Raw genomic sequence first — 15,337 nt, 5'->3', positions numbered from 1 at the left:
TTGACATGCAGTTAATCGCCTGCATAACGTTGAGTGTGCGATCCGAACAGGACTCAGGGATGGACAAGGTCTTCAAGGCGCTGGCAGACGAGACCCGCAGGCGTCTGCTCGACCGGCTGCACGAGGAGAACGGGCAGACGCTCGGGGAGCTGTGCGGGCGGATCGACATGACCCGTCAGTCGGTGACGCAGCACCTCGCCGTCCTGGAGGCCGCCAACCTGGTCAGTACGGTGCGGCGCGGGCGGGAGAAGCTGCACTACCTCAACCCGGTCCCGCTGCACGAGATGCAGGAGCGCTGGATCGACAAGTTCGAGCGCCCGCGTCTGCGCGCGCTCGGTGCCCTCAAACGACGAGCCGAGGAAGCCATGACCGACAAGCCGACATTCGTCTACGTCACCTACATCGCGAGCACCCCGGAGAAGGTCTGGGACGCGCTCACCGACGCCGATCTGACCGCCGCCTACTGGGGTCACAGCAACGTGTCCGACTGGCGGCGCGGCTCCCGCTGGGAACACCGGCGCATCGACGGCTCCGGCATCGCCGACGTCGTCGGCAGGGTGGTGGAGAGTGAGCGCCCGACCCGGCTGGTGACCACGTGGTCCTCGCCGGACAAGGAGGACCAGGAGGACGCGCACTCCCGGGTCACCTACGACATCCGGCCGCACGAGGACATCGTGCGCCTCACCGTCACCCACGAGGACCTCGCCGACGAGGGCGAACTCTCCGACGTCTCCGGCGGCTGGCCGGCCGTGCTGTCGAACCTGAAGTCGCTGCTCGAAACCGGCAGCCCCCTCCCGCAGTCGCCCTGGCAGGTGCCGGGCGGCCACTGAAGGGGGCGTGGCTTCCTTCCGGAGTCCGGGGTTCCGGGGTCGGCCCGGGGTCCCTACGGTTTGGGGGTGCTCCGCGCCGCCGTACCAGCGCACACCAGGCCCATGAGCACGGCGAGTCCGCCGATGATCACGTTGTTCAGGATGACGCCCTTGTCGGGGTTGCTGCCGACGATCCACGGCGAGACGATCATCCAGACACCCAGGGCGCTCATGGCCCAGCTCAGGCCGTACATGCGTTCCGGTGCCCTGGTGAAACCGAGCGCCAGCAGGCCGATCGCGATGCCGATGATGAGGTTGTGCGGCACGAGCGCGGGCTGGCTCGTCGTGTAGTGGAGGATCCACGGGGATACGGCGCAGTACAGACCGAGCAGGAACACCGGTCCGTCCACGAGCGCCACATCGCGTCCACCGAGCATGCGGGCGTAGCGCGCCTGCATCTCGGAGACGTCGGGGTGGCTCGCCATGTCACCCCTGGTGTGCGAGACGTTGGCCATGACTCGTCTCCTTTGCCTTGCCTTGCTGGCCTGACCGCGTCTGGTGCGGTCCGCGGTAGGAGCCGCTTCATTCCATTGTGCTCTTATTTCACCTTTATGTGTAGAGTTCAGGCGGTTCGTCGTCGTGAGGGCGGCGCCCCAACTGATGCAGCCCGCGTCGCGCGATCTGCGTCTGGGTCAGGTCCGCGTAGTGCGTCAGCCGCAGCGCCCGCCGCTGGGGCGCGGGTAGTCGGGCCAGTTTGCCCAGCACGAGGACACGGTCGAGCACCGCCTCGGGCGTCGGTACGACCGGCTCCGGCTTGGTGAGTGTCAGTGACGCCCCGGCGGCGGCCGTCAGACGCAGGCGCCGGGTGCGGGCGGACAGGGTGTCGGCGATCGTGCGCCGGGCGATGCCGATGATCCAGCCGCCGACCGTGCAGCGCTCGGGCCGGAAACCCCCGCGCCCGCGCCACACCCCGAGAAACACCTGCTGGGTCACGTCCTACGGCGACCGCCGGGGGCCAGGCTGTGGTGCACGGCGGTTCGCGTTGTCTGCCGGGTATGCCCGGTTGCGTCCATCGTGAGAGGCCGGGGCAAGTTGCTCAACTCGCGTCGATTCTGCGTCGTATAGTCGACGCATGAGCGAGTTGTCCGCCGACCAGGACCCCGCGCACCCCTCCGCGGCCCAAGTGCCCCTGACGACCGGCGCGTTGGCCCGCCGACTGGGTGTGGCGCCGACCACCCTGCGGTCCTGGGAGCGGCGCTACGGCATCGGGCCCGCGGTCCGCGCCGAGGGACGGCACCGGCGCTGGGCTCCCGGGGACGTGGCAGCGCTGGAGGAGATGTGCCGGCTGACCTCGTCGGGCGTGCCCCCGGCCGAGGCCGCGCGGGTGGCGAGGGGAGCCACCGGTGCGGACCCCGGGCAGGCCGCCCGGGCCCGCGGGTCCTCGCGGGCGGCCGGAACCCTGCCCCTCGGTGATGTGCGCCAGGAGTGCCGCGGGCTGGCGCGGGCCGCGGTCCGGCTCGACGCGCCCGCCGTCGAGCGCCAACTCGCCGACGCCGTCGGCCAGTACGGCATCGTCGTCGCCTGGCAGGAGGTGATGATGCCGACCCTGCACGCGGTGGGACGCAAGTGGGCCTCGTCCGGGGACCGTTACGTGGAGGTGGAGCACCTGCTGTCCTGGCACGTGTCCACCGCCCTGCGCCGACGCACTCCAGCCGCCGGTCCGCGGCCGGACACCCCGCCCGCCGGGCCCGTCATGCTGGCCTGCGTACCCGGCGAGCAGCACACCCTCCCGATCGAGGCGCTCAACGCCGCGCTGAGTGAACTCGGCCTGCCCACAAGGATGTTCGGCGCCGCCGTCCCCGCCGAGGCGCTCACCGCCGCGGTACGGCGACTGGGCCCGGCGGCCGTCGTCCTGTGGGCACAGGCACGCTCCACCGCGAGCCTGCCGCTGGCCCGGCACGTCGCCGACCTCCGCTGGGGAGTGAAGGGCGCCCGGCGCCAGCCCTCGGTGGTGCTGGCCGGACCCGGCTGGTCCGGGCCATCGGTGCGGGGGGCGGTGCGGCCCGCGAGCCTTCAGGACGCGGTGGAGCTCGTGGCGGGGGCGTACGGGACGCACGGGGCGGGCCGCTGACGGGCGGGGGAGGCGCCCCGCCGACGGGTGTGCGGAGCGCCCCGCAGAGCGTGTGCAGAGGGCGGCTCGCTGACCGTGCGCGGACGGCGTGGCGCTGAAAGGGCGTGCCGGGGCCTCAGTCGCCCGCCGAGTCGCCCGACCGGCCCTGCCGGAACCGCGCGAGTCCGTCGGAGAGCTCGACGATCGGGTCCGGATAGTCACCGAGAGCGGCACGGTCAAGCCCCTGGAGTTTCCACGGCTCGTGCACCAACCGCCCGTCCAGCTCGGCGAGTTCGGGCACCCAGCGGCGGACGTACGCGCCGTCCGGGTCGTAGCGCTTCGCCTGAGTGACGGGGTTCAGGACCCGGTTGGGCCGTGAGTCCGTGCCGGTGCCCGCCATCCACTGCCAGTTGAGCTGGTTGTTGGCCACGTCGCCGTCGACCAGCAGATCGAGGAAGTGCCGGGCGCCCACGCGCCAGTCGACGTAGAGCGTCTTGGTGAGGAAGCTCGCCGTCAGGAGCCGTCCGCGGTTGTGCATCCAGCCCTCGTGGAGCAGTTGGCGCATCGCCGCGTCGATCACGGGATAGCCGGTGCGGCCCTCCTTCCAGGCCGCGATGTCCTCGCGGGCCGTGCTTTCGGAGCGCCAACGGTCGTGCTTCGTACGGTAGTCGGCGCCCGCGGCCGAGGGTCTGGCCGCCAGTACCTGGCGGTGGAAGTCCCGCCACGCGAGCTGCCGTACGAACGCCTCGGCGCCCGGTCCGCCCGCTTGCCGTGCCCGGTGGACCAGTTCCACGGGGGAGAGGGTGCCGAAGTGGAGATGGGGCGAGAGGTGGGAGGTGGAGTCGGCGGCCAGGTCGTCGTGCAGGTCCTCGTACGACGCGATGCCGTCGCGCAGCCAACGGCCCACCATCTTACGGCCGTTGGTCTCCCCGCCGGCCGCCAGACCCGGTGACAGCTCTTCGGCGCCGGGGCGGTCGGGCAGCTCCTCGGAGCCGACGCCGTCCGGGACCCGCACGGTGCGCGGTGCGGCCAGCGCCGGGCGCAGATGCTGCCCGGACCACTGCCTGAAGTACGGCGTGAAGACGGCGAAGTGGTCCGAGGACGCCGGTGTCACCGCGCCCGGGGCGACGGCCGTCGTCACCGTGTCGTGGACGTGCAGCCGCCGCCCCTCCGCCTCCAGCGCCCGCCGCAGCCGCTGCTCGCGCCGCCGCGCGTAGGCGCTGACGTCCGCCGCCAGGTGCACCTCGTCGGCGTCGGTCTCGGCGGCCACCTTGCACACCTCGTCGACGACGTCGCCGGACCGGAGCACCAGCCGGCCGCCCCGCTCGCGCAGGCCCGCGTCGAGATCGCGCAGACAGTCGGCGAGGAACGCCAGCCGGTTCGGCGCGGCGAACCCGGCGTCCAGCACACCCCGGTCGCGCACGAACAGGGGGACCACCTCGCGGGCCTCGGCGGCGGCGCGCAGCGCGGGGTGGTCGTGCAGACGCAGGTCGGAGGTGAACAGGACGACCGAGACGTTCATGGTGCGCGCTCCGGGAGACGGGAAAAAGGGTGTCATGTGATGCTTCCCGTGCGAAGCGCCCGGCGGATGCGGCTGTCACCCGACGGGCGTACACGCTCCCGGCGCCCTCCGGCCGTCGGCGAACTTGGCATGTAGGCGTCGATCGCGGGCATGCGAACAGCTACGAAGGCCCCGGTGGGGAGCCGAAGAACGATGCTGGAGGTGTCTGCGGACATGGGCGCGAAGGTGTTGAAGCGGTTTTCGGCGGGGGCTCCGCGCGGATCATGGCCTGCCGAGGAGTTCGCGGCCCGGCGCCGCGCCGAGGGCGAACCCGCCAAGGTCGTCATGGACCTGAAGTCCGACGCGTTCCTCGTGGTGATTCCGGTGGGCGACGAGGACTGACGTCCGGTCCCGGCGGGCGACGAGGACGTGAGGGCCGAGGGCTGACGTTCGGCCCGGTCTCAGACCCCTGCCCCGCTCAGCTCCCGTGCCCGCCGTACGAACGCCTCGTGCAGATCCCCGGCCGCCTGCGGTACGGAGTCGGCGCGGCGGCGGCGCAGCATCAGCAGGACACGGGCCGTGTCGCCGGCGATCGGCCGGAAGGTGATCGCCCCAAGCCGCTCCAGCGGGTCCCCGACCACGCTGAAGTCCGGCAGGACCGTCACCCCGAGCCCCTCCGCGACCATGAGCTTGCCCATCTCGGCGCCGTCGGTCGAGTACGCGAAGGCGGGGCCCCGGCCGTCGAGCAGCCGGTGCACATAGCGGTGCATCACATAGCCGGACCGCATACCGATCAGCGGCTCGGTGAGTAGTTCCTCCACACTCACGGTCGGGCGGGACGCGAGGGGGCTGTCGGGGCGCACGCACACCACCGGCAGCCCGGACAGCAGCTCCGTGGACTCGAAGTCGGCCGGCATGTCGTCGCCGTCGAGATGGTTGACCAGGCCGAGATCGAAGCCGCCCTCCGACAGTGCCCGGTGGATGTCGGTCTGCTGCGCGCCGACCACCTCGACCTGGGTCAGTGGATGCGAGGCGCGGAAGTCGCGGACGACGGGCAGCAGCAGCGGCACGGTCGCCGCGTTGACCGTGCCCACCCGCACCATGCGGCTGATCCTGTGCTGCTCGCCTGCCGCCGCCCGCAGCCGGTCCACCGCGTCCAGCACATCGACGATCTTCGGCAGCAACTCCCGCCCCTCCGCGCTCATCGTCGCCCCGGACCGTTTGCGCTCCAGGAGATCGACGCCGAGTTCGCGTTCGAGGTTCCGCACCGTCTCGCTCAACGCGGGCTGCGACAGGCGCAGTTCCTCGGCGGCCCGGCGCAGCGAGCCGAGCCGGGTCACGGCCGCTATGTATTCCAGCTGTTCGGTCCGCATGCCCGCAGAATGCGGCCGATTTCCCGGCCTGTTCAAGGGTTTCCCTGTCACACCTTCGTGAAATTCAATGGTCCGGGATACGAGACCGGTCGGGTTTTCCTTGACGGCTCTCGCCGACGGCTGCCACGATCGACGGCATGATGATGCGACTGGACCTCACGCGGCGACGCCATGTCGACCTCGCGCGCGTCTCCAGCGCCTCCTGTTGCACCGCGGCCTGATCCCCATCACCTCCGTCCTGTGATCCGCCGCCCACTTTTCCCTCGCACCTGATATTCGCCGGATATCGCTCCGGCCGGATTCGGCGTGCCCGAAAACGCATTCCGCAACAGGAGTTCCGCATGCCCGCAGAGCCCGTGAAATTCGCCTACTGGGTCCCCAACGTCAGCGGGGGACTCGTCACCAGCAAGATCGAGCAGCGCACCGACTGGGGCTACGAGTACAACCGCGAACTCGCGGTCCTCGCCGAGAACAACGGCTTCGAGTACGCGCTCAGCCAGGTCCGCTACATGGCCAGCTACGGCGCCGAGTTCCAGCACGAGTCGACCAGCTTCAGCCTCGCCCTGCTGCTCGCCACCCAGCGTCTGAAGGTCATCGCCGCCGTCCACCCCGGCCTGTGGCACCCGGGCGTCCTCGCCAAACTCGGCGCCACCGCCGACCACTTGTCGAACGGGCGCTTCGCCGTCAACGTCGTCTCCGGCTGGTTCAAGGGCGAGTTCACCGCGCTGGGCGAACCCTGGCTGGAGCACGACGAGCGCTACCGCCGCTCCGAGGAGTTCATCCAGGCCCTGCGCCAGATCTGGACCGAGGACCACACCGAACTCGCCGGTGACTTCTACCGGTTGCGCGACTTCTCCCTCAAGCCCAAGCCCCTCAACACCCCCGAGCGTCCGCACCCGGAGATCTTCCAGGGCGGCAACTCCACCGCCGCCCGCGCGATGGCCGGCCGCGTCTCCGACTGGTACTTCTCCAACGGCAAGGACTTCGACGGCGTCACCGAGCAGCTCGCCGACGTACGCCACTCGGCGGCCCAAGTCGGCCGTACCGCACCGAAGTTCGGCCTCAACGGCTTTCTCATCGCCCGCGACACCGAGGCCGAGGCGCGCGACACGCTCCGGGAGATCGTCGCCAAGGCCGACCGTGAGGCCGTCGAGGGCTTCGGGGCCGCGGTGAAGCAGGCCGGGCAGTCCTCGGCCGACGGCAGGGGCATGTGGCAGGACTCCACGTTCGAGGACCTCGTGCAGTACAACGACGGGTTCCGCACGGGACTCATCGGCACCCCCGAGCAGATCGCCGAACGGATCGTCGCCTACAAGAAGCTGGGCGTCGACCTGCTCCTGCTGGGCTTCCTCCACTACCACGAGGAGGTCGAGTACTTCGGCAAGCGCGTGCTGCCCCTCGTGCGCGAACTGGAGGCTCAACTCCCCGACGCCGAGGCCGAGTCCGTCTCCGTGCACGCCTGATCGCACCCCACTGCGAAAGAGGACCCCAGCATGAGCACCGTCACGCCCACCCACTGGCAGACCGGCCCCGCCCCGCAGTCCGCCCAGGACTGGATCGCCCGCGCCGCCGAGGTCGCCGCCCTCCTCGACACCGACGCCGCCGCCCGCGACCGGGCCGGCGCCACCCCGCACGCCGAGGTCCGACTCCTCAAGGACTCCGGCCTCGTCACCCTGCTCGGCCCGACGGAGCACGGCGGCGGAGGCCAGGACTGGCCCACCGCCTACCGGGTGGTCCGCGAGGTCGCCAAGGCCGACGGCTCCATCGGCCAGCTCCTCGGCTACCACTACCTGTGGAACTGGGCCGCCCGCCTGGTCGGCACCCGCGAGCAGTGGGAGCACGTCGAGGCCGAGGCCGCCCGCAACCAGTGGTTCTTCGGCGGCGCCGTCAACCCGCGCGACAAGGACGTCACCGTCACCGAGGACGGCGACGACCTCGTCTTCACCGGCCGCAAGTCCTTCTCCACCGGCAGCAAGGTCTCCGACGTCACCGTCCTCGAAGGCGTCCTGGAAGGCACCGACCAGCACGTCTTCGCGATCGTGCCGTCCGACAGCGAGGGCCTGACCTTCCTCGACGACTGGGACAACATCGGCCAGCGCCTCACCGAGAGCGGCGGCGTCATCCTCGACGGCGTCCGCACCCCGTGGTCCTCGGCGGCCGGTTACGTCGACAAGGAATTCACCCCGCGCACGTACAACACGCTCAACGTCCCCACGATCCAACTCGTCTTCGTCAACTTCTACCTGGGCATCGCCGCGGGCGCCCTGGAGACGGCCGCCACCTACACCCGCACCAAGGCCCGCTCCTGGCTGCACGGGGGTTACGAGCGCGCCGTCGACGAGCCCTACGTCATCGACACCTACGGCGACCTCACCGCCAAGCTCTGGGCGGTCGAGGCCCTCGCCGACACCGTCGCCGCCGAGGGACAGAAACTGCACGACGACCCCGACGCCGTCACCGCGCAGACACGCGGCGACTTCGAGGTCAGGGTGGCCGCCGTCAAGGCACGCGCCACCGATGTCGCCCTGGAGATCGGCAACCGCATCTTCGAGGTCACCGGCGCCCGCTCCACCGCCACCACGGAGGGCCTGGACCGGTTCTGGCGCAACGTCCGCACCCACACCCTGCACGATCCCGTCGCCTACAAGCGGCGCGAGGTCGGCCGCTGGGTCCTGGAAGGCGAACTGCCCGAACCCACCTGGTACTCCTGACCGAACTGCCCCGGGGCGCCCGTCAGTCGACCGGGCGCCCCGCCTCCCCGAAAGAGGACCCATGGCCACCGTCCTGTCCGTCTCCGGCAGCCCCTCCGTCTCCTCCCGCACCAACCGCCTGCTACGGCACCTGGACCAGCGGCTGATCGCCCAGGGCCACGAGGTGATCCCGCTCGACGTGCGCACCATCCCCGCCGAGGCCCTGCTCGGCGCGGACTTCCGCCACCCGGCCATCGTCGAGGCCACCGAACTCTTCGCCCGCGCCGACGGGGTCGTCGTAGGGACTCCCGTCTACAAGGCTTCCTACTCCGGGGTCCTCAAGGCGCTGCTCGACCTGCTGCCGCAGTACGCCCTCACCGGCAAGACCGTGCTGCCGCTCGCCACGGGTGGGTCCACCGCACATGTGCTCGCCATCGACTACGCGCTCCGCCCGGTGCTGAACTCCATGGGTGCCGCCCATATAGTCCAGGGCTGGTTCACCCTGGACAGGGACATCACCGCCCACGAGGACGGCTCGCTCACCGTCACCCCGGCCGCCACCGAGGCGCTCACACAGGTGGTGGACCACTTCTCGGCGGCCCTCAGCCGCACCCCGCTCCTGGCCGCGGCGAGCTGAGCGCCATGACCGACCGTGCGACCGCCCACGTGATCGCGGACGACGCCGAGGCCCTCGCCCTGGCCGCCGCGCTCGCCGACGAGTTCCGGGCCGGTGCCTCCGCGCGCGACACCGAACGCAGGCTCCCGCGCGCCGAGTTGGACCGCCTCTCCGGCGCCGGACTGCTCGCGGTCACCGTGCCCGCCGAGCACGGCGGCGCCGACGTGAGCGCGGAGACCCTCGCCGAGATCTTCCGCCTCCTCGGCTCGGCCGACGGCAGCCTCGCCCAGATCCCGCAGAGCCACTTCGCCTACGTCAATGTGATCCGCCGTCAGGGCACCCCGGACCAGCAGAAGTTCTTCTTCGCCGAGCTCCTCGCCGGCCGCCGCTTCGGCAACGCCCAGTCCGAGGCCGGCACCAGGCACGTCCAGGACATCCGCACCCGGCTGACACTCCGGCCCGACGGCTCCTACCGGCTGACCGGAGTCAAGCACTACTCCACCGGCGCCCTCTTCGCCGACTGGATCCCCGTCCTCGCCCGCACCGAGGACGACAACCTCCATGTCGCGTACGTCCCGAGCGACGCCGAGGGCGTCACGGTCGTCGACGACTGGGACGGCATGGGCCAGCGCACGACGGCCAGCGGCACGGTCCGCCTGGAGGCGGTCGCCGTGCCAGCCGACCGGGTCCTGCCGCACCACCTCACCTTCGAGGGACCCCAACTCCACGGCGCCGTCGCCCAGTTGCTGCACGCGGCCATCGACGCCGGGATCGCCGGGGGAGCGCTGGCCGAGGCCGCCGAGTTCGTACGGACGAAGAGCCGCCCCTGGTTCGAGAGCGGGGTCGAGACCGCCGCCGAGGACCCCCTGCTGATCCAGAGATTCGGCGAACTCGCCATCCAGGTGCGGGCGTCCGAGGCCCTGCTCGTCCAGGCCGCGCGCGCCGTGGACGCGGCCCGCGCCGACCTCGACGACGACTCGGCGGCGGAGGCGTCCATCGCGGTCGCGGCGGCCAAGGTGCACGCGGCGCAGGCGGCCGTGGAGGTGGCGGGCGCGCTGTTCGAGGTGTCCGGCACCCGCTCGGCGCTCAACTCGCTGAATCTGCACCGGCATTGGCGGGACGCCCGCACCCACACGCTGCACGATCCGGCCCGCTGGAAGATCCAGCACATCGGCCGGTACGTGCTGAACGGCACCAGGCCGCCCCGCCACGGCCTTCTCTGACTCCCTTGCAGGACAGCCCAGATCGGAGACCCCACGTGTCCCTCACCTTCCACTGGTTCCTCCCCACCAACGGGGACAGCCGTCATGTCGTGGGCGGTGGTCACGGCACCCCCGCCACCGCATCCGGCCGGGACCGGCCGCCGACGGTCGCCTACCTGAGCCAGATCGCCCGCGCGGCGGAGGACCTCGGTTTCGTGGGCGCCCTCACGCCCACCGGCGCCTGGTGCGAGGACGCGTGGCTCACCACCGCGATGGTCAGCCAGAACACCGAACGCCTGAAGTTCCTCGTCGCCTTCCGCCCCGGCTTCGTCTCGCCGACGCTCGCCGCGCAGATGGCGTCCACCTACCAGCGGCAGACCGGCGGGCGCCTGCTCCTCAACGTCGTCACCGGCGGCGAGAGCCACGAACAGCGGGCCTACGGCGACTTCCTCGACAAGGACGACCGATACCGTCGTACCGGCGAATTCCTGGAGGTCGTACGGCAGTTGTGGGACGGGAAGACCGTCGATCTGGCCGGTGAGCATCTGCGGGTCGAGGACGCCAAGCTGGCGCGGCTGCCCGACCCGGTGCCCGAGGTGTACTTCGGGGGATCGTCGCCGATCGCCGGGGAGATCGCCGCCAAGTACGTGGACGTGTACCTCACATGGGGCGAACCGCCGGCCCAGGTCGCCGAGAAGATCGCGTTGATCAGGGGGCTCGCGGCGAAGGAGGGGCGCACCCTGAGGTTCGGGATCCGGCTGCACGTCATCACACGTGACACGTCCGAGGAGGCCTGGGCGGAGGCGAACCGGCTGCTGGAGGGGTTCGACTCCGAGACCGTGCGGTCCGTCCAGGCGGGACTCGCCCGGAGTGAGTCGGAGGGGCAGCGGCGGATGCTCGCCCTGCACGGCGGGAGCCGGGACGGGCTGGAGATCCATCCCAATCTGTGGGCCGGCATCGGCCTGGTCCGGGGCGGGGCGGGGACCGCGCTCGTCGGCAGCCACGAGGAGGTCGCCGAGCGGATCAAGGAGTACGCGGCGCTGGGCATCGAGGAGTTCGTGCTGTCCGGCTATCCGCACCTGGAGGAGGCGTACTGGTTCGGGGAGGGCGTGCTGCCGAGGCTGGCGGCGGACGGGGTGTGGCAGCACCCCGTCGGCGAGCGGAGGACCGCTGCCGCACAGGTGCCGTTCGCCGGCTGACGGGTTCCGCCGACGGACCGACTCCGCGCCCCGCGGGCGTCGTTGCCGGGCGCGGGGTCAGAACCAGTGCAGACAGTGCGGGGAGCGGTCGGTGCGGAAGAGGGTGTCGGCGCGGGCGGCCGCGTCCGGGTGGTGGGCCCGGATGTGTCCGGCCCGGACCAGCGTGCTCGGGGCGGTGCCGCCGAGGTAGAGCGAGCCCAAGTCGTCGATGTCCAGGGACAGGTCGGGCTCCCGGCCCGTCGGCACGCAGTCGGCCTTGCCGTTCCGGACGGTCAGCAGGTACCGGCCGTGTCCGTCCAGGAACGGGTCGTCGACGGCGAGCACCAGCTCGCCGTCCGCGAACCAGCCGCGCGCGGTCAGCGCTCGCGGCACGTCGAGCAGCCGTACCCAGAGCCAGTCCGTGTCGCCGCTCACCTCGGCGGCGCGGAAGTCCGCGAGCTGCCAGCGCAGCGGGTGCCAGGACGGGACATGCCTGAACACGACCTGGGAGACGAGGTCGTGGCCGAGCGCGAACCGGGCCAGGGCCGTGAAGACGGCGTCGTCTACGGCGATGGTCTCATCGACGGTCAGGGTGGTGGCCTCACCGAGCGAGTAGCTGGCGTACCCGTCCGGGACGCCGTCGGCGTCCCGGTGGAGGGCGACGTAGCGCGGTGCCGGTGAGATCGGGGGCTGCCCCGCGCGTAGCGCCCACCAGCGGTGCGGCCGGGACAGTGCGCCGGGCTGGGCGCGGCGGTAGCGGTCGTAGACCTCCTCCAGGATCTCGCCGCACTCGGCACGGCGCAGCACCTCGACCGAGCCGGCCGCCGTCGCGCCGCCGGCCCGGGGAGCGGCGAAAGCGGCCCGGTGGCGAGGCACGGTGAGGCGCGCGGTGTAGGTCGCCGGTCCGTAGCCGAACCTGCGGTAGATCAGGGCCTCGGAGGCCAGCAGTACGGAGAGGGCCTCCCCGCTGTCCCGCAGGGCGGTGAGCTGATGCCGCATCATCGCGCTGAGCACGCCCTGGCGCCGGTGCGAGGGCAGGACGCCGACGGCGGTCACCCCGGGGGCCGGGAGGAGCGTCTCGCCGGGCAGGGTGAGTTCGAAGGGGTAGGTGGCCGCGGTGCCGATGGGCCGCCCGTCATCCGTCAGGGCGAGCAGACAGCGGTCCATCTCGATCGCCGACCACCAGAGCCCGCCCCCGTCGGTCGGGGTCTCCGGGAAGCTGCCGAACGCGGCATGGACGGTGTCGACGAAGACGTCACGGTCCTCGTCGGTCGTGGAACGGATCTCCATCGCTGCCGCTGCCTCCCCTGACACGTCACCACTCCCGTGGTGTCCCGCCACAGTGCAGCGCCGCTCGGTGACCAGGTCAAGCGAATTACGACAGGTCATCCCACAACCCCGGAAGGCCGGGCGGCCAACTGCCGTCCGTGCTAGGCGAAAGAGCCGGCCAGCGCCTTCAGATGCACCCCTCTCGACTCGGCGGTCTGACCCTGCACCAGCAGGAACAGGGCTTCCCTCGCGAGGCGTTGGGCCCTGTTCGTCAGGGACAGCGACCGCCCGCCGCCCGCCACCACCGCGGCCGTCGTCGCCGTCATCAGTACCTCGTACGCCTGTGTCCTGAGCGCCAGCCGTTCCGCCAAGTGCTCGTGCGGGACGGGGTGTTCGGCCAGCGCGTAAGCCTCCTCGCGCACCTCGTCCAGACGGGTGCGGAGCGGGGCGGACGTGTCCTCGTCCAGCAGGGCGAGAGCTGCCTCCGCCACCCCGAAGACCGCCGGTGACGCGTTCGTCGGTTTCGGGCTGTCGGCCTCCGCCCATGCCTCGTACGGCGTCCGCAGCGCCACCGCGTCCTCCGGCAGCCACAGGCCGTCCAGCTCCAGGGACACCGTGCGGGACGCGGTGAGGGCGGCCAGGCGCATCGGCTCGGACGGCCGTAGACCCTGCTGCTCCCTCGCTTCCGTGAACGCGAACAGCGCCTCGTCCGCGGTCGTCACCCCCGCGAGCAGCATCACGTCGTTCAGGCCCCAGCCCGTGTACCAGGGGACGGTGCCGTCGAAGCGCCAGCCGCCCCGGTCGCGGGTGACCCGCACCGGGACCCGGGGGTAAGCCCGCAGATGGGCGTAGGCCACTCCGGACAGCAGCTCGCCTCGTGCCAGCGGGCCCAACAGCCGCTCCCGTACCGGGAGTTCGCTCTTGGCCAGGGTCAGGACCGGGGTGTGGTGCTGGGTCCCCACGAACCACGTCGAGCAGCACGCACCGGCCAGGATCTCCGCCGTCTCCCGCGCCACCGCGGCCGGTGCCGCCGAGCCGCCGTAGGACACGGGGGCGCTCACGCCCAGCAGGCCGGACCGTTTGAGCGCCTCGATATGGCTCGCCGGGACGCCCTCCTGGTCGACCTGTTCGGCATGCGGGACGAGGAGGTCGTCCGCGAGGTGTCGGGCGCGGGTGACGAGGGGGTGGGTCATGCGGAGATTCTCCCGGTCGGCGGGCTGACCATGAGCGATGCGACGGTCCGTGTCGGTGTGAGCAGCGAGGCCGAGTGGTGGGGGAGTCGCCCGCGAAGGAGTTCAGAGCTGGGCGACGATGTCGAAGTCGAAGGCGTCCGCCCGTGCCAGGTACAGACGTTGGCGGAGGTGGTTGCCGTGCAGACGGAGTGCGCCGCGCGGACCCTCGTAGGAGACGGTGCCGCCCAGCGCGCACATGGCGCCCACTTCCAGGGAGCGCGCCTCCTCGGCCAGGGCCGCGAGCAGTCGTACGCCCTCGAAACACGACTCGCCGAGGCTGCCCACGACGGGGGCCTCCACGCCGAAGCGGGCCGCGTAACGCCCGCTGAAATCAAGGCTTTCGGCGGTGGCCAGGGTCTCGAAGTAGCCGGCCGCCGCCCACAGTCCCTCGGTGGCGTCCGCGCCGGTGGACAGCAGGATGTTCTCGTCCATGTGGGTGCTCAGCCGCAGACACCGCTGGTGCAACCCGTACGCGGCGAACGCCTGGTTGAAGCGCGCCGCGTCGTCCCCGACGAGCAGCATCAGTACGGCGTCCGCCTCGCAGCGCTCGATCCGGCGCAGCACCGGCCCGAACTCGTATGTCCCCAACGGCACGAACACCTCGTCGCGCACCCGGCCGCCGCAGGCACGGGCGTAGCGGCGCGCGGCGCGGGCGGTCACCCTCGGCCACACATAGTCGTTGCCCACCGTGCACCAGCGGCGCGCCACGGTCGCCTCCGCCAACAGCCGCATGGCGGGCAGCAGTTGGGCCGCGTCGGTCTCGCCGGTCAGGAACACCCCGGGCGTGCGCTCGCCGCCCTCGTACTGCGCGGTGTAGACGTACGGCACCCGGCCCGCGACACGCGGCAGCAGCGCCTTGCGGACCGCCGAGGTGTGCCAGCCGACGACCGCGTCGACCGCACCCATCGACACCAACACCTCGACCTCGGCGGCCACTTGCTCCGGCGGCGCGCCGCCGTCGACCACCACGAGCCGGACCTCGCGGCCCAACACACCGCCGACGGCGTTGAGTTCCTCGACGGCGAGCTGTGCGGCCAGTTCGCAGGACGGGCCGAAGACACCGGCCGGACCGCGCAGCGGGACGACCAGGGCCACGACCAGAGTTCCGAGCGGGCCGTCGATCCGTCCGGGCGGCAGGGGATGCACCGGACCACCTCCGTGAGGGCGTGCGGGCGCGGGGAACGGCCCAGGCCCCGGCGCCCTCGCAGAGGCTCGTGATGAGAACCGCACAGTAGACCGACCTGAAGGACAGCGGCAATGTCGCCCGTACCGCCGCCGACGAGGCCGCGGAGAAAATCCCGCCCGATTTCCGAGGCGCGGTGTCGATCCGGGACGATGACGTTCGTGTAGGAGGTGA

General features: G+C 71.6%; 16 protein-coding genes. 9 read left to right on the top strand and 7 right to left on the bottom strand.

The window, feature by feature from the left end; all coding sequences use genetic code 11:
- The first annotated feature begins 59 nt into the window (after positions 1-59).
- The gene (locus tag ACIRB1_RS17125; protein ID WP_352185678.1) at positions 60-830 is read left to right on the top strand and encodes a metalloregulator ArsR/SmtB family transcription factor; all 771 of its coding nucleotides are present in this window, start codon (positions 60-62) and stop codon (positions 828-830) included.
- 53 nt (positions 831-883) lie between these two features.
- Here the strand turns inward: ACIRB1_RS17125 and ACIRB1_RS17120 are convergent, their stop codons facing one another.
- The gene (locus ACIRB1_RS17120; RefSeq protein WP_352185679.1) at positions 884-1,324 is read right to left on the bottom strand and encodes an SPW repeat protein; all 441 of its coding nucleotides are present in this window, start codon (positions 1,322-1,324) and stop codon (positions 884-886) included.
- A 94-nt stretch (positions 1,325-1,418) separates the two neighbouring features.
- Positions 1,419-1,802, bottom strand: a complete 384-nt coding sequence (locus tag ACIRB1_RS17115) for an RNA polymerase sigma factor (RefSeq protein ID WP_403466074.1) — start codon at positions 1,800-1,802, stop codon at positions 1,419-1,421.
- A 139-nt stretch (positions 1,803-1,941) separates the two neighbouring features.
- Between ACIRB1_RS17115 and ACIRB1_RS17110 the strand changes: the two genes are divergently transcribed.
- Complete coding sequence (locus ACIRB1_RS17110; RefSeq protein WP_403466073.1) at positions 1,942-2,940, top strand: MerR family transcriptional regulator; 999 nt, start codon at positions 1,942-1,944, stop codon at positions 2,938-2,940.
- A gap of 115 nt (positions 2,941-3,055) precedes the next feature.
- Here the strand turns inward: ACIRB1_RS17110 and ACIRB1_RS17105 are convergent, their stop codons facing one another.
- A complete protein-coding gene (locus ACIRB1_RS17105) occupies positions 3,056-4,441 on the bottom strand; it encodes a cryptochrome/photolyase family protein (RefSeq protein WP_403466072.1) in 1,386 nt (461 codons plus the stop codon).
- 192 nt (positions 4,442-4,633) lie between these two features.
- Here ACIRB1_RS17105 and ACIRB1_RS17100 point away from each other — a divergent pair, with 192 nt between their 5' ends.
- The gene (locus tag ACIRB1_RS17100) at positions 4,634-4,822 is read left to right on the top strand and encodes a hypothetical protein (protein ID WP_352185682.1); all 189 of its coding nucleotides are present in this window, start codon (positions 4,634-4,636) and stop codon (positions 4,820-4,822) included.
- A 59-nt stretch (positions 4,823-4,881) separates the two neighbouring features.
- Here the strand turns inward: ACIRB1_RS17100 and ACIRB1_RS17095 are convergent, their stop codons facing one another.
- Positions 4,882-5,793 (bottom strand): LysR family transcriptional regulator, encoded by a 912-nt coding sequence (locus ACIRB1_RS17095; protein ID WP_403466071.1) that lies wholly within the window; start codon positions 5,791-5,793, stop codon positions 4,882-4,884.
- A gap of 137 nt (positions 5,794-5,930) precedes the next feature.
- Here ACIRB1_RS17095 and ACIRB1_RS17090 point away from each other — a divergent pair, with 137 nt between their 5' ends.
- The 6 genes from ACIRB1_RS17090 to ACIRB1_RS17065 all read left to right on the top strand — a co-directional run bounded on the left by ACIRB1_RS17090 (position 5,931) and on the right by ACIRB1_RS17065 (position 11,500).
- Positions 5,931-6,014: a putative leader peptide gene (locus ACIRB1_RS17090; protein ID WP_351305882.1), complete on the top strand. Its 84-nt coding sequence runs from the start codon at positions 5,931-5,933 to the stop codon at positions 6,012-6,014.
- A gap of 120 nt (positions 6,015-6,134) precedes the next feature.
- A complete protein-coding gene (sfnG, locus tag ACIRB1_RS17085; protein WP_403466070.1) occupies positions 6,135-7,256 on the top strand; it encodes a dimethylsulfone monooxygenase SfnG in 1,122 nt (373 codons plus the stop codon).
- A 30-nt stretch (positions 7,257-7,286) separates the two neighbouring features.
- Entirely contained in the window at positions 7,287-8,504 is a 1,218-nt protein-coding gene (locus tag ACIRB1_RS17080; protein WP_403466069.1) for an acyl-CoA dehydrogenase family protein, read from the top strand.
- 61 nt (positions 8,505-8,565) lie between these two features.
- Entirely contained in the window at positions 8,566-9,120 is a 555-nt protein-coding gene (gene ssuE / locus ACIRB1_RS17075) for an NADPH-dependent FMN reductase (RefSeq protein WP_352185686.1), read from the top strand.
- A 5-nt stretch (positions 9,121-9,125) separates the two neighbouring features.
- Entirely contained in the window at positions 9,126-10,322 is a 1,197-nt protein-coding gene (locus ACIRB1_RS17070) for an SfnB family sulfur acquisition oxidoreductase (protein ID WP_403466068.1), read from the top strand.
- A gap of 35 nt (positions 10,323-10,357) precedes the next feature.
- Positions 10,358-11,500: an LLM class flavin-dependent oxidoreductase gene (locus ACIRB1_RS17065; RefSeq protein ID WP_403466067.1), complete on the top strand. Its 1,143-nt coding sequence runs from the start codon at positions 10,358-10,360 to the stop codon at positions 11,498-11,500.
- A 57-nt stretch (positions 11,501-11,557) separates the two neighbouring features.
- Here ACIRB1_RS17065 and ACIRB1_RS17060 read toward each other — a convergent pair whose 3' ends face one another.
- The 3 genes from ACIRB1_RS17060 to ACIRB1_RS17050 all read right to left on the bottom strand — a co-directional run bounded on the left by ACIRB1_RS17060 (position 11,558) and on the right by ACIRB1_RS17050 (position 15,126).
- Positions 11,558-12,769, bottom strand: coding sequence for a GNAT family N-acetyltransferase (locus ACIRB1_RS17060; RefSeq protein WP_403466066.1), 1,212 nt, complete (start codon positions 12,767-12,769; stop codon positions 11,558-11,560).
- 140 nt (positions 12,770-12,909) lie between these two features.
- Positions 12,910-13,941, bottom strand: a complete 1,032-nt coding sequence (locus ACIRB1_RS17055; protein WP_352185690.1) for an acyl-CoA dehydrogenase family protein — start codon at positions 13,939-13,941, stop codon at positions 12,910-12,912.
- Between the two features lie 102 nt (positions 13,942-14,043).
- Entirely contained in the window at positions 14,044-15,126 is a 1,083-nt protein-coding gene (locus ACIRB1_RS17050) for a substrate-binding domain-containing protein (RefSeq protein WP_403466065.1), read from the bottom strand.
- Between the last annotated feature and the right edge of the window lie 211 nt (positions 15,127-15,337).

Source organism: Streptomyces sp. NPDC096013, assembly GCF_044763565.1.
In the GTDB taxonomy this organism is placed as follows: domain Bacteria; phylum Actinomycetota; class Actinomycetes; order Streptomycetales; family Streptomycetaceae; genus Streptomyces.
This window is presented reverse-complemented; position numbering and strand designations above follow the sequence as displayed.